The following is a 13,987-nucleotide window of genomic DNA, read 5'->3' as shown; positions in this document are numbered from 1 at the left end:
AGTTTTGAGAGGATAACCTCTTCACGCCTATCGGGCCTATAGCTCAGTTGGTTAGAGCGCACGCTTGATAAGCGTGAGGTCGATGGTTCAAGTCCATCTAGGCCCATCAAGCGTACGCTTGTTAATTGAACAACCCTTATGGGGGATTAGCTCAGCTGGGAGAGCGCCTGCTTTGCAAGCAGGAGGTCATCGGTTCGATCCCGTTATCCTCCATTGGCCGAAAGGCCAATGACCGACGAAAGTCGGCTACCTTGTTCTTTGAAAACTGGATATCATTGTATTAATTGTTTTAAATTGCCGAGAACACAGCGTATTTGTATGAGTTTCTGAAAAAGAAATTCGCATCGCATAACCGCTGACGCAAGTCAGTACAGGTTAAGTTACAAAGGGCGCACGGTGGATGCCTTGGCACTAGGAGCCGATGAAGGACGGAACTAATACCGATATGCTTCGGGGAGCTATAAGTAAGCTTTGATCCGGAGATTTCCGAATGGGGGAACCCAGTACACATCAGTGTATTGCTTGTCAGTGAATACATAGCTGGCCGGCGGCAGACGCGGGGAACTGAAACATCTCAGTACCCGCAGGAAGAGAAAGAAAACTCGATTCCCATAGTAGCGGCGAGCGAAGTGGGAAGAGCCCAAACCGAGAAGCTTGCTTCTCGGGGTTGTAGGACTGGACATTGGAGTTACCAAAGTCCGACGTAGTCGAAGTCAGCTGGAAAGCTGCGCCACAGAAGGTGAAAGCCCTGTAAGCGAAACGTCGAACCCTCCGTCCAGGATCCTGAGTACGGCGGAACACGTGAAATTCCGTCGGAATCCGGGAGGACCATCTCCCAAGGCTAAATACTCCCTAGTGACCGATAGTGAACCAGTACCGTGAGGGAAAGGTGAAAAGCACCCCGGAAGGGGAGTGAAACAGTTCCTGAAACCGTGTGCCTACAATTAGTCAAAGCCCGTTAATGGGTAATGGCGTGCCTTTTGTAGAATGAACCGGCGAGTTACGTTTGCTTGCGAGGTTAAGATGAAAAGTCGGAGCCGTAGCGAAAGCGAGTCTGAACAGGGCGAATGAGTAAGCAGATGTAGACCCGAAACCAAGTGACCTACCCATGACCAGGTTGAAGGTGTGGTGAAACACACTGGAGGACCGAACCCATGTATGTTGAAAAATGCTGGGATGAGTTGTGGGTAGCGGTGAAATTCCAAACGAACTTGGAGATAGCTGGTTCTCTCCGAAATAGCTTTAGGGTTAGCCTCGGAGGATGGATCATGGAGGTAGAGCACTGTTTGAACTAGGGGCCCATCAAGGGTTACTGAATTCAGATAAACTCCGAATACCATCGATCTTACTCCGGGAGTCAGACAGTGAGCGATAAGGTCCATTGTCGAAAGGGGAACAGCCCAGATCACCAGTTAAGGTCCCTAAATTTATGCTAAGTGGAAAAGGATGTGGCGTTGCACAGACAACTAGGATGTTGGCTCAGAAGCAGCCACCATTTAAAGAGTGCGTAATAGCTCACTAGTCGAGTGGCACTGCGCCGAAAATATACCGGGGCTAAGCATAATACCGAAACTGTGGGTGCACCCGTAAGGGTGCGCGGTAGGAGAGCGTTCTAAGGGCGTTGAAGGTCGATCGTGAGGACGGCTGGAGCGCTTAGAAGTGAGAATGCCGGCATGAGTAGCGAAAGATCAGTGAGAATCTGATCCACCGTATGACTAAGGTTTCCTGGGGAAGGCTCGTCCTCCCAGGGTTAGTCGGGATCTAAGGCGAGGCCGAGAGGCGTAGTCGATGACAAGCAGGTTGAGATTCCTGCACTAGTTTATTTTGTTTAAGCGATGGAGGGACGCAGGAGGCTAAGGAAAGCGCACGGCTGGAAATGTGCGCCCAAGCAGCAAGTCTGACAGCGAGTGAAATGCTTGCAGTCTTAAGGACAAGCTGTGATGGGGAGCGAAATTATAGTAGCGAAGTTCCTGATGTCACACTGCCAAGAAAAGCTTCTAGTGAGAAATAAACTACCCGTACCGCAAACCGACACAGGTAGTCGAGGAGAGTATCCTCAGGTGAGCGAGCGAACTCTCGTTAAGGAACTCGGCAAAATGACCCCGTAACTTCGGAAGAAGGGGTGCTGACCGCAAGGTCAGCCGCAGTGAATAGGCCCAAACAACTGTTTATCAAAAACACAGGTCTCTGCTAAATCGTAAGATGATGTATAGGGGCTGACGCCTGCCCGGTGCTGGAAGGTTAAGAGGATGAGTTAGCGCAAGCGAAGCCCAGAATTGAAGCCCCAGTAAACGGCGGCCGTAACTATAACGGTCCTAAGGTAGCGAAATTCCTTGTCGGGTAAGTTCCGACCCGCACGAAAGGCGTAATGATTTGGGCACTGTCTCAACGAGAGACTCGGTGAAATTATAGTACCCGTGAAGATGCGGGTTACCCGCGACAGGACGGAAAGACCCCATGGAGCTTTACTGTAGCTTGATATTGAGTGTTTGTACCGCTTGTACAGGATAGGTAGGAGCCGTAGAGATCGGAACGCTAGTTTCGATGGAGGCGTTGGTGGGATACTACCCTAGCTGTATGAACACTCTAACCCGCGCCACTAATCGTGGCGGGAGACAGTGTCAGGTAGGCAGTTTGACTGGGGCGGTCGCCTCCTAAAATGTAACGGAGGCGCCCAAAGGTTCCCTCAGAATGGTTGGAAATCATTCGCAGAGTGTAAAGGTATAAGGGAGCTTGACTGCGAGACTGACAAGTCGAGCAGGGACGAAAGTCGGGCTTAGTGATCCGGTGGTTCCGTATGGAAGGGCCATCGCTCAACGGATAAAAGCTACCCTGGGGATAACAGGCTTATCTCCCCCAAGAGTCCACATCGACGGGGAGGTTTGGCACCTCGATGTCGGCTCATCGCATCCTGGGGCTGTAGTCGGTCCCAAGGGTTGGGCTGTTCGCCCATTAAAGCGGTACGCGAGCTGGGTTCAGAACGTCGTGAGACAGTTCGGTCCCTATCCGTCGCGGGCGCAGGAAATTTGAGAGGAGCTGTCCTTAGTACGAGAGGACCGGGATGGACGTTCCGCTGGTGTACCAGTTGTGCCGCCAGGCGCATCGCTGGGTAGCTATGAACGGCAGGGATAAACGCTGAAAGCATCTAAGTGTGAAGCCCCCCTCGAGATGAGATTTCCCATTCCTATATGGAAGTAAGACCCCTGAGAGATGATCAGGTAGATAGGCTGGAAGTGGAAGTGCAGCGATGCATGGAGCGGACCAGTACTAATCGGTCGAGGACTTAACCAAGTAAGAGTGTGAGCAGGAGCGGTTAGAAACCGGAGCATAAGCGGGCCTGAGCGTGATGGCCGGGCTTTGGCCATTGCGGTCAGGGTCCTTATGTGCAGGTTTCTGCGACTGCGAACACGTTTCGATGACAAGTACGTTAAGTTCAAGGCAGCAATTAAACAATGATAGCCAGTTTTGAGAGCGCAAAGTTCTCATAAGTGTGGTGGCGATAGCAAGAAGGATACACCTGTTCCCATGCCGAACACAGAAGTTAAGCTTCTTCACGCCGAGAGTAGTTGGTGGGAAACTGCCTGCGAGGGTAGGAAGCTGCCACGCTTTTTTATTCCGGTTTAGCTCAGTTGGTAGAGCACCTGACTGTTAATCAGGTTGTCGTCAGTTCGAGCCTGACAACCGGAGCTCATGAGACATCCTGCAAAGGGTGTCTTTTTTTAATATTATTTGCAGGTCTTTAAACAAGGATTAAGAACAGGCTGGACCAGTCATGAATAACTGGTTTAACTTGACCCGCTGTACGATCACTCTCATAATATGTACCAGCCATCACAAATGAAAGAAGTGACAGACATGGACAATCGATTACAATTACGCCAACAAAATAAAAAGCACGCCCATCGTGGACTTAAGATCTTTTCAATTATCATGGGTGTGTTGATCTTGCTCATTATCGCAGGGGTTTTCTTTTTCCCTCAACTGAATAACACGGTTCGTAATGTGACGGGTAATGACACGCCTGTTGATTCTGCAGTTAAAGCTCGTCTCGTTTCCGGCATTACAGCTCAAAAGACTGGTGATGCGACAACCGATGCAGCTATCCAACGGGCTGCCGATACGTTGAAAGCAACCAAAATGAGTACGATTATGGCTGCGGCTAAGGATCAAGATCAGGCTGCTTCACTTTTACAAAAGGCATCTGGTGTTAATCATAGTCAAGCAGAAATGGCTGCTGCGGCGCTTTTTCAGGAGAGTTCTGTAACGCCAATTCGCCAAGCGATTGCATCAGGCGATTACTATCAGGCTTATCAAGATGCTAAAACGCTGCAACAACAGGGTGGAACAAGCGCCTTAACTAGTTTCTTGTCAGGACAATGACTCAGAGCATTGATTAACCTGCAACACAATCATTCGAAAGCTGAATGTTGTGTTGCAGGTTTTTTTAATAAGAATGCACCTCGAATGTGTGAAAAGGTAAGAGGCACTTTTATGTAAAAGAAAAGCCACTCCCGAAGAAATGGCTTTTGATCTTAAATCTTGTTGGGGTGATTTTGTGAGTGAACGCGATACGAGAAAATGAGTTCGTTATGTGCGCGAATCAATCGGCCTGATACTGTCTGGTCTGACATCACCATGCCACCTGGCAGTAATGCATGGTGGTACTGATAACCAGGGAAAAAAGGTGCCGTTAGTTCAAACTGATGACCTGTCTTTGTGTGCAAGACCTGCACATCACGTAAGTCTTGTTGATGTTCATCCACATATTTAATCACCAATGTTGCTGGTGTCGGCTGTGACGTTAAAGAGGCGGTTGCGCTGTAAATAAAGATCAGTTGTTGTTCATCTTTGGTCATGACTCCGACCACTGTAGGATCGCCAACCTCACTGCCATCTGGTAGAACAGCCTTCTGAAAGTTATAGCCAATCAGAGTCGGTGCCGTTAGCCGAAAACGCTGACCCACCGCGTTCGTTAGATGGTTCTCAGGTCCAAGCGACTTGCCGGTCTCATCAACATAATGAATGGTTAATTTTACTTGTGCCAAAATGTCCCTTCCTCTGTGATGTCCAGAAAATGTTGCGGTTAAGCATTGCGAGCTGTGAAGCGTGCTTGTTTGATGGTCGGGTTTTCGAGCTCATCTAGCAAGGCAACGGCAAGTGTGCCGCTATTTAAGACAGATTTGCCGCTATCATCTTTCAACAGCTCGTCTTTACCACGTACGTAGGCTGTAGCTGGTCCAGGCTGAAAGTTAGCGCTTGGCGAAATACCAAGCCAGTTTACATTATCGGTCCACCGTAACAACTGCAGTTCCCGAAATTGATTCAATGGTGTATTAATAAAAGCAGCAGCGTGTGGATCTTTTTTTAGTGTATCATACAATGTCTGGTCGCCATTCTTTAGACTGCCTGCGCCGAGAATAAAAATCACACGTGGCTTATCAGTGTTGCGTAACTCATGAATTAAGTGGTCGGCCAGATCAATGTGGAGATAAGCTTGCTCAACAGTTGTCGCAAAAGCATCAATAACAGCGTCATAACCCGTCAACTGCTCGCGCGTCAACGTGAACGCATCTTGTTGAATCAGATCTGCATCCGGTGGCAAGATTCCAACACTTTTATCTGGATGGCGAACATAACCGGTCACTTCATGGCCTCGTTTGAGGGCCTCCTTAAAAATAGCCGAACCTGCATGTCCTGTGGCACCAATAATCGCAATCTTCATCTAAAACAACATCCTTTCATGACGATTCGTTTCTTTTTCATGATACACTTACAAAAAGTAGATGGACAATCATTTTAACTTAGAAAACGATTCTGCCAATGATCTCATTTAGCATCAAAAAATGCTTTACAGTGCGATAGTGCTCCTGTATAATCTTACTTGTTGTTCAGCAATGGCCCGTTGGTCAAGTGGTTAAGACACCGCCCTTTCACGGCGGTAACATGGGTTCAAATCCCGTACGGGTCAGTATGCCGGCTTAGCTCAGTTGGTAGAGCATCGGTATCGTAAACCGAGGGTCACAGGTTCGACTCCTGCAGCCGGCATCTTTTCATGAGTGATTCTTCGTGGAACGTCACTCATTGAACACGTTAGTCCTTCCAGTTATTAACTGGAAGGATTTTTTTGTTCAATGTGTAGCTTCATTCGAGTGACATGCCGCCATTAACTCAGCGTGAAGAGGTCAAAACTGATTCGTGACAGACGTTTGTCATCAACATTTCTTCGGTTAAGCACTGAACTAACCACCACGCATTACATATATCGCTCGCGCACTCATGCTACTTTCTATGATATCATCATACGGTAACTTAATTGTTTGAAGGGGTGCGGCATGCATAGACAGGAAACAAAATCGAAAAAGGGACTCATCTGGGGTATTGCCATCTTGGCTGTTGTGTTATTGGGCGGCGGTATTTGGTTTGGAGTTCACCAACAGGCACAAGCAAAGGCGGCGGCCGCCTCTGCTTCAAGCTCTAAAGCAGCGGTTCGCTCGCGAGCTTCGGCTAAAAAGATGCGGGAGGCAACACAAGCTTCTGAGAAGGCCAAAGATCCAGTTTATAAAGACTTTGCCGCTGACGGCCTCAGTTTTAATCAAGTGCAAGCGGCCAAGCAACTGGATGTGACAGCAGTGGGTGATTCGGTCATGCTGGGTAGCGAATATTTATACAAGGAACTTTTCCCGAAGATTTATTTTGATGCTGGTGTGAGTCGACAAATTTATGAAGCACCGGATTTGTTCAAATCATTAGCGGCTTCAGGCAAGCTTGCTGACACGGTGATTATCGGCTTGGGAAGCAATGGCACATTTACCGATGCTGAGTTCGCGTCAATTATGAATACTCTCGGCAGCAAGCGGCAGGTATATTGGATTAATGTCCATGCAGATACGACTTGGACAGATGAAGTTAATCGCGATCTTGTTTCAATGAGTCATCGTTATCAAAATCTGCACATTGTTGATTGGCACAAGGCGTCAGAAGGCCATGATGATTGGTTCGTAGCGGACAAAACGCACCCGACCACAGAGGGCCAGCCGCATTATGTCGCAACCGTTGCAAAAGCGGTTTTGGCGAAAGTTAAATAAAGTCAATTGGAGTCACGATTAGCGTCTGTGCGCAGTACTTGAGACTGATCACAGACGCTTTTTCAAATCCTATGAGCAAGGCCATGTATGCAAAAGTGGCCTGTCAGATTAGCATTTGTTTGATTTTTTTCCTTGCTCGTGCGAAAACATGCTATGCTACCAGTAGCACAAAATTGGTGACGAAAGCGGGATGAGTGCGATGCAGGCCTTGATAGATGTACGGGAATCGGGCGCTTACTTACTGATGAGCGTTGGTGGCAGTGGCGCTTTGCGGCGGCATCTTGCCGAAATGGGCTTAGTCGTGGGCAAAAAAGTGACCGTGGTTCAGCCTGCAAGCAAGTTGTCAGGCATGGTGATTTTTTTTCAAGGTCAGCGATTAGCAATTAGCGATGAAATTGCCTCGTTACTCGTGGTTCGACCGTTTGCCATGGATGCTGATACCCCTGCCATTGCCTTGGCTGATCTGCCATTGCGGCAGGCAGGCTTGATCCGCACGATTAAAGGGGATCCACCGTTGCGTCACCGCCTAATGGATATGGGTCTCACCAAAGGCACGTTGGTCAAAATTCATCAGATTGCGCCTTTGGGTGATCCGATTGAGCTAGCGGTCCGTGGTTACAAATTGAGCATTCGCAAGCAGGATGCGGCACATGTGCTGGTGACGGAGGTGACAAGCGATGGCGATACGTGAAACGTTAGCATTGGTAGGCAATCCTAACAGCGGGAAAACCACGTTGTTCAATGCCTTAACCGGCGCTAAGCAGCATATTGGTAACTGGCCAGGGGTGACAGTTGAGCGTAAATCTGGCCGGCTGAAAGCGGATAATGCCTTAGTCATTCAAGATCTTCCAGGCACCTATTCATTGTCACCTTATAGCAGTGAAGAAATCGTGACGCGCGACTTTTTACTAAATGATCAACCAGACTTGGTCTTGAATGTGGTGGATGCAACCAACCTTGAGCGTAATCTTTATTTGACGTTGCAAGTTATGGAAACCGGGCGGCCGTTAATTGTCGCTTTAAACATGATGGATGTGCTGGTCAAAACGGGCCATCGAACGATTAATTTAAAAAAGCTGAGTTACGCATTACAGGTGCCTGTCATTGCCACGACAGCAACTAAACCGGCTGCCTTACAGGAGTTGGTGCAAACCATTCAGGCGCCGCTACCAAAGCCTTATGCCTTTCCTGAGTATGATGCGCGACTCGAATCGGCGCTGACGATGCTTGAAGATGTGATTGACCAGAAGGTGCCTGCCGATCGGTTGCGGTGGTATGCCATTAAGGTTTTTGAAAAAGATCCGCAAGTGGTCAAGCAATTGGCCTTTTCTTCAGACGAACAACATCAGATTAATGAAATTTTACGGACGGCGGAGCATGTGTTTGATGATACAACCGATAGCATTATTGTGAATGCCCGTTATGACTTCATTGCGCGCGTCATTGCGATGTGTGTGGTTGACAAAGATGACTTTGTGATGTCGATGAGCGACAAAATCGATCGCATTGTGACAGATCGGTATTTGGCTTTGCCAATATTCGTCTTGGTCATGTGGGCCGTTTATTATTTATCGATTCAAACCATTGGTACAATCGGCAGTGATTATCTCAATGACACGGTTTTTGGTGGCTGGCTGCCAAGTGTCGTCGGCGGCACCTTGAAAAGTTGGGCTGTTGCCCCATGGCTATCCGGTCTGATTGTCGATGGTCTGATTGGCGGTATTGGATCCGTATTGGGCTTCTTGCCGCAGATTATGATGCTTTTTCTATGTTTGGGTATTTTAGAAGACTGCGGCTATATGGCCCGCATTGCTTTTGTCATGGATCGGCTGTTTCATCGGTTTAATCTTAGCGGTAAAAGCTTCATTCCAATTTTAATAGCGACTGGTTGCGGGGTTCCTGGGATTATGGCGACGCGGACGATTGAAAGCGAAAAAGATCGGCGAATGAGTATCATGTTGACGACGTTTATGCCGTGTTCAGCTAAGTTGACGGTGATCGCGCTGGTCAGCGGCACGTTCTTTCCAAGCAACAGTTGGGTGGCACCATCCGCTTATTTCATGGGGATCATTGCCGTGATCTGTTCGGGAATTTTTCTTAAAAAAACAGCCTTATTTGCTGGTCCACCAGCGCCGTTTGTGATGGAGTTGCCAGCCTATCACTTGCCACGCCTAACCAACTTGTATCGCAGTGTCATGTCGCGGGCACGCGCTTTTGTGCAGAAAGCAGGGACTATTATCTTTCTGTCGTGCGTGTTGCTGTGGTTCTTATCTAATTTCAATTTCGGTTTACAGATGGTTGACGAAAATGACAGTATGCTGCGCGCGTTAGGAACCATCATTGCACCGGTTTTTGCACCGCTGGGTTTTGGCGACTGGCATGCTACCGTGGCCACTTTAGCCGGTTTGATCGCGAAGGAAAATTGTGTCGGTACCTTACATATCAGTTTTGGGGCAGGCAGTGCCAGCGGCTTTGGGCAGGCCTTGCGCGCTACCTATCCGGCGATGGCAGGATATGCCTTTTTGGTTTTCAATCTGCTGTGTGCCCCATGTTTTGCGGCGATTGGTACGATGTACAAGGAGTTTGGTGATGCACGGTGGACATGGCGTGCCGTGGGCTATCAAACTGGCGTGGCTTATCTTCTCACGATGTTGATTTATCAAGGCAGTCTCGTGGTATCCGGCCAAGCCAGTGTCATGAGCATCGGGCTAGTTTTAGTCGCAATTTTACTCATTGTTTATGGGCTGTTAATCAAACGGCCGGTTCCGGCAATTGCTTCAAGTTATTAACTTGTCAACTCATTTAAAAAAGGGAGTCTTAGCTCATGGCAACATGGATTATTGGCGGTATCGTTGTTTTAATTATTGCGGTTGTAGCATACCGTACATTTTTCAAAAAAAATAAGGCTGGTTGTAGCCAATGTGAAGAAGTCGGATGCCCGCTGATCGATCATGCGAAAATGGTGCAGGCGAACAATCGGCGGAAGGCTTAACCCGCATGATTTTTTAACGTATCACAGCTAACAACGCGCGAGCCCAGACTAGTGAAGCAAATCGCTAGTTTGGGTTTTTTAAAACTCGCGTCCGCTGCTTCGTCTCGGTATAATTGAACCATGCAAACATTTTCATTTGGCATCCATGTTGTTAAAAAGATAGTGCGTGATTCAGCCTGGGCTGAAGAGCACGTTCAAAGAGGGGGATTCAACCATGACAAGTAAGCAAAGTTTTTCAAGCAGTGACATCACCAGTCAGAGCGGCTATTTTTCAGCGCTTAAGGCCACGGTTGAAACAGCATTTTACGGGGAGAATGTGAAGCAGGTTACTACCATCGCCCAAGCCTATGCTTTAGCCAAAACAGCGCCGGGTGTGATTATCACGGATTTACCGATCAAACATACGGCTGAACTGGGATTGCCGCCAGATGCCAAGGTATTAGTGGCTAATGACGGCCGTGTAGTTGGTCGGACGGCAGCTGCCCGCCAGATTATTGGTCAGCCTGATGTGGATGAGACTAAACTGGCGGCGATTGCTCGGGAAGCTGTCTTTTTAGGGAGTCGCAAGACTTTTCTCCGTGGGGATGTCACTGTTGGCTTGTCCTCTGATTTTGCTATCAAGGCGCATTTGATGTTGCCTGAGGCGTATGCAAATAATTTGTATACGTACTTGCTGAATTTTCAAATTGATACGCCAAAACGCAATGCTGAATATGAACAATCGCGCCCACTTCCAGAAGATGATATTTACCTTTATGCCGATCCCGATTGGCATGATCCGGCGTATCCAAACGGGTTGGCCGTGTTTGATCCAACGCATAATGCCGCCATCGTGTTAGGCTTACGCTACTTTGGCGAGTTGAAAAAAGGCACGTTGACGCTTGCGTGGGCGACAGCGCATCGGAATGGTTTTGTCGCCTGTCATGGCGGTATGAAACAATATACGCGACAGGACGGCGATTTTACGATGGCAGCGTTTGGCTTGTCCGGTTCCGGCAAGTCAACGATCACGTTGGCCAGTCATGGCGATCAGTATCCCGTGAAGGTCTTACATGACGATGCCTTTGTGATTGATCGACAAACGGGTGCAACAACGGCGCTTGAGCCTTCATATTTTGATAAAACTCAGGATTATCCGTTGAGTGATCCGGGCATTCAGTATTTTCTGACGGTTCAAAATGTTGGGGTGACCCTAGATGCCGCTGGTAAGAAAACGCTGGTGACGCAAGATATTCGCAACGGCAATGGACGAACCGTGAAGTCACGTTACGTCACGCCGAATCGCGTGGATCATCTTACGGAGAGTATCGATGCTATTTTCTGGATCATGAAGGATGATACCTTGCCGCCGGTGGTGAAACTGGAAGATCCTGATCTTGCCGCTGCTTTTGGCGTGACGCTGGCAACCAAACGCTCAACAGCGGAAAACGTTATCGGTGATGTTGATCGTGATCATCTTGTCATCGAACCGTTTGCGAACCCATTCCGCAGCTATCCGTTGGGGGAGGATTATCAAGATTTCCACCAACTCTTTGAACAACGCCAAACAGCTTGTTATATTTTGAATACTGGTTCTTACAACGGTCAAAATGTGAAACCAGCCGATACGTTAGGCGCGATTGCCAAGATTGTTGACGAAACAGCTGCCTTCAAACCATTTGGCCTGCTACCAAAGATGCGGTATCTGCCGTTATCCGGTTTTAATGTTGATTTTGGCGACAACGATTATCGCGCTCGTCTCCGTCAACGTTTGGAAGATAGGTTGGCGTTTATTGCGACTAAAGACGTTGACCATGATGGTTATGATCGTTTGCCTATTGATGCCAGCCGTGCGCTTGAAGACGTCATCGCTGCCCTTGACCAACAAGCCGCCGCAATGTGAGCAAGGTAGACCCACCCCCCAAGTTTTAGGATGGTAACCATCGTCATTTAACCATGGACAAACCCATACGCATTGCATGAATGATTAAAATAGGGGATAGTAAAGCTAACCTCAATACACGCAGCCCATTGCACTAAAAAGATGGCAGCGTCATGCAAAGGAGTGCAGCGTATGGCGATTCATTTTGTGATTTATGAAAAGCCTAACTGCGAGTCATGCCGGCTCACCAAACGCTGGCTCGCAGAACACGGTCAACATTTTCGTACGACGAACCACCGAGGTGAATCAAACCTTGTTGATATTAACGCCAATGATCCGTTAAAACGGGCGTGGAGTCACCAAAAAATTGTCAAATTTCGTGAGGCCGGATATGATCGTTTTCCAGTTGTGCGCGTTCGCGACGATGCGACGGGTGATGTATTGGCAACATGGAGCGGTTTCCGACCTGAAGCGTTGGCTAGCTGGACAGCTATTAATCAACTTGGGTAAGGCTTCAGCTTCTGACATGAAAAAGCACCTAACCGTTTTTGTGCGGTCAGGTGCTTTTTGATTTGCATGATCATGACGAGGAAACTGGGCATGATTTTAGATACGCCACTACCTATCGCTTAACTGTTGAAGAATGCTGAGCTGGGCAGATGGTATTTGGCCGTTCATATCCGGACCAACATTGAGTAAAAGTCGACCGCGTTTAGACCTAAGCTCTGCGATCAATTGCTTGATGTCATCTGCAGTAATATAGTCCTCTGGCCGACTGAGGCGGTTATAACCAAAACTTTTGTCCATGCCGCGTGTCATTTCGAAATAACGATTTGTTTGCGGCCAGTCAGTACGATATTCAAGGGTGCGGTAGTCATAGAACTTAACCTCGCTGAGATCGTCTGAGTGATGTTGGTCACGTTTAATAACCTGCGCCGCAACGAGATTGAAAATCGGTCGTATCCAACTGGTTCGCATCCAATCAGGAAATTGTTGCCAGCGGTCATTCACTAAACCTTCTGGGACTTGTTGATAATAATACTTGAACAGCGTTTCCAAGCGGTGATCATCTGGGTAGCCGATATCGCTCCAAAGCACATCTGGGTGATATCGATCAATCAATTCGTGCCACTGATGCCATACATAATCTTTGTAAGTTTGGCTTTTGTCGTTGCCCAATAGAAAGCTGCCGTAATCTTTGATTGGCAGATGCGGGAAAGTCCAGTCCAATAAAGATGAATAATAGGTTCCAAAACGCATTCCGTGGGCACGAACAGCTTGGGCCAGTTCACCGACAAAGTCGAAGTTCAAATGATAGTCAGGTTCGTACGGATTCTTGGTGTGCGGATCAAACATGACAAAGCCGTCGTGGTGCTTTGTAACGATCACGACATATTTGGCGCCAGCATTGGCAAATGCTGCGGCCCAGGCCTGCACATCGACATTCTGGGCGGTCTGCTTGAACGTTTTTGCGAAATCTGCATAAGAGGTGTTGCCATAATGCGTCCGGTGATAGGCTGCTACGGGGCTGTTTGGCAATAACATGCTGTTGCCATACCACTCCGCATAAGGTTGATGTTCAAACAAATAACCTAATGATTTGGTTTTGATTAAAGTGCCGTAATCAGGAATATTAACTGGCGCGTAAGCTGGCACACTATAGGGTCCCCAGTGAATGATGATGCCGAAATCCGCTTGTTTAAACCAGTCTGGTGGATTAGTGCGATGAATATTAACAGCTGAAGGTTTGGTCATGAAGATCGTCTCCTTGAGAGCATGATACACGTCGAAAGCTGTCACTTCTGCTCAGGTCGAAAAAGTGTTGCCAGTTAAATGATTGATGGATGCATCATTTAGATTTTGATGACTGCGTATTCGTCACCCGTTTAGCAGCTAGAGCAGCGTACATCTCATCACGAGCGGCACCTTGCAATGGATAATGGCGGGCAATCAGATAGGACGGATTTACAATTCAAGTGCAACAAATTAGTCAAATAGAAAAGACTCATAGCCTGAGTCCTTGTAAAATGGAATCACCACAAGACCAAC

Annotated in this window: 10 protein-coding genes, 5 tRNA genes and 2 rRNA genes; 14 read left to right on the top strand and 3 right to left on the bottom strand. The window is 48.0% G+C overall.

Going from position 1 to position 13,987, the window contains the following annotated elements; translation table 11 throughout:
• Window positions 1-32 precede the first annotated feature (32 nt).
• From AC07KQ_RS09145 to AC07KQ_RS09120, 6 genes are all read left to right on the top strand, one after another.
• Window positions 33-106 (top strand) — tRNA-Ile (locus AC07KQ_RS09145).
• A gap of 34 nt (window positions 107-140) precedes the next feature.
• A tRNA-Ala gene (locus AC07KQ_RS09140) sits at window positions 141-213 on the top strand.
• Window positions 214-373: 160 nt separating this feature from the next.
• Window positions 374-3,291, top strand: a 23S ribosomal RNA gene (locus AC07KQ_RS09135).
• Window positions 3,292-3,489: 198 nt separating this feature from the next.
• Window positions 3,490-3,606, top strand: a 5S ribosomal RNA gene (gene rrf, locus AC07KQ_RS09130).
• Between the two features lie 8 nt (window positions 3,607-3,614).
• Window positions 3,615-3,687: transfer RNA gene (locus tag AC07KQ_RS09125), tRNA-Asn, on the top strand.
• Between the two features lie 168 nt (window positions 3,688-3,855).
• A complete protein-coding gene (locus AC07KQ_RS09120; protein ID WP_003566817.1) occupies window positions 3,856-4,380 on the top strand; it encodes a hypothetical protein in 525 nt (174 codons plus the stop codon).
• 152 nt (window positions 4,381-4,532) lie between these two features.
• Here the strand turns inward: AC07KQ_RS09120 and AC07KQ_RS09115 are convergent, their stop codons facing one another.
• Together AC07KQ_RS09115 and AC07KQ_RS09110 are read right to left on the bottom strand one after the other, a co-directional pair.
• Window positions 4,533-5,045 carry a MucBP domain-containing protein gene (locus AC07KQ_RS09115; protein ID WP_003575678.1) on the bottom strand — a complete coding sequence of 171 codons (513 nt, stop codon included), beginning with the start codon at window positions 5,043-5,045 and terminating at the stop codon, window positions 4,533-4,535.
• Window positions 5,046-5,083: 38 nt separating this feature from the next.
• Window positions 5,084-5,722, bottom strand: coding sequence for an NAD(P)-dependent oxidoreductase (locus AC07KQ_RS09110; RefSeq protein ID WP_016379264.1), 639 nt, complete (start codon window positions 5,720-5,722; stop codon window positions 5,084-5,086).
• A gap of 174 nt (window positions 5,723-5,896) precedes the next feature.
• On the opposite strand from AC07KQ_RS09110, the gene AC07KQ_RS09105 reads away from it, so the two are divergent.
• The 8 genes from AC07KQ_RS09105 (at window position 5,897) to AC07KQ_RS09070 (ending at window position 12,448) form a co-directional block, all read left to right on the top strand.
• Window positions 5,897-5,968, top strand: a tRNA-Glu gene (locus AC07KQ_RS09105).
• Between the two features lie 4 nt (window positions 5,969-5,972).
• Window positions 5,973-6,045, top strand: a tRNA-Thr gene (locus AC07KQ_RS09100).
• A gap of 287 nt (window positions 6,046-6,332) precedes the next feature.
• On the top strand, window positions 6,333-7,085 hold the full coding sequence (locus AC07KQ_RS09095; protein ID WP_003594984.1) for an SGNH/GDSL hydrolase family protein: 753 nt from the start codon (window positions 6,333-6,335) through the stop codon (window positions 7,083-7,085).
• A 199-nt stretch (window positions 7,086-7,284) separates the two neighbouring features.
• Entirely contained in the window at window positions 7,285-7,776 is a 492-nt protein-coding gene (locus AC07KQ_RS09090) for a FeoA family protein (RefSeq protein WP_003579810.1), read from the top strand.
• Entirely contained in the window at window positions 7,763-9,874 is a 2,112-nt protein-coding gene (gene feoB, locus AC07KQ_RS09085) for a ferrous iron transport protein B (protein WP_016388561.1), read from the top strand. The genes AC07KQ_RS09090 and feoB overlap by 14 nt, the downstream gene beginning before the upstream one ends.
• Before the next feature lie 35 nt (window positions 9,875-9,909).
• Window positions 9,910-10,077, top strand: a complete 168-nt coding sequence (locus AC07KQ_RS09080) for a FeoB-associated Cys-rich membrane protein (protein ID WP_003566823.1) — start codon at window positions 9,910-9,912, stop codon at window positions 10,075-10,077.
• 214 nt (window positions 10,078-10,291) lie between these two features.
• Window positions 10,292-11,959, top strand: coding sequence for a phosphoenolpyruvate carboxykinase (ATP) (locus tag AC07KQ_RS09075; protein ID WP_173959218.1), 1,668 nt, complete (start codon window positions 10,292-10,294; stop codon window positions 11,957-11,959).
• Between the two features lie 171 nt (window positions 11,960-12,130).
• Window positions 12,131-12,448: a thioredoxin domain-containing protein gene (locus AC07KQ_RS09070; RefSeq protein ID WP_003566825.1), complete on the top strand. Its 318-nt coding sequence runs from the start codon at window positions 12,131-12,133 to the stop codon at window positions 12,446-12,448.
• 108 nt (window positions 12,449-12,556) lie between these two features.
• On the opposite strand, the gene AC07KQ_RS09065 is transcribed toward AC07KQ_RS09070, so the two are convergent.
• Window positions 12,557-13,693 carry an alpha-L-fucosidase gene (locus AC07KQ_RS09065; RefSeq protein ID WP_173959217.1) on the bottom strand — a complete coding sequence of 379 codons (1,137 nt, stop codon included), beginning with the start codon at window positions 13,691-13,693 and terminating at the stop codon, window positions 12,557-12,559.
• Between the last annotated feature and the right edge of the window lie 294 nt (window positions 13,694-13,987).

The sequence above is a fragment of the Lacticaseibacillus sp. YLM2-1 genome, assembly GCF_056583465.1.
This window is presented reverse-complemented; position numbering and strand designations above follow the sequence as displayed.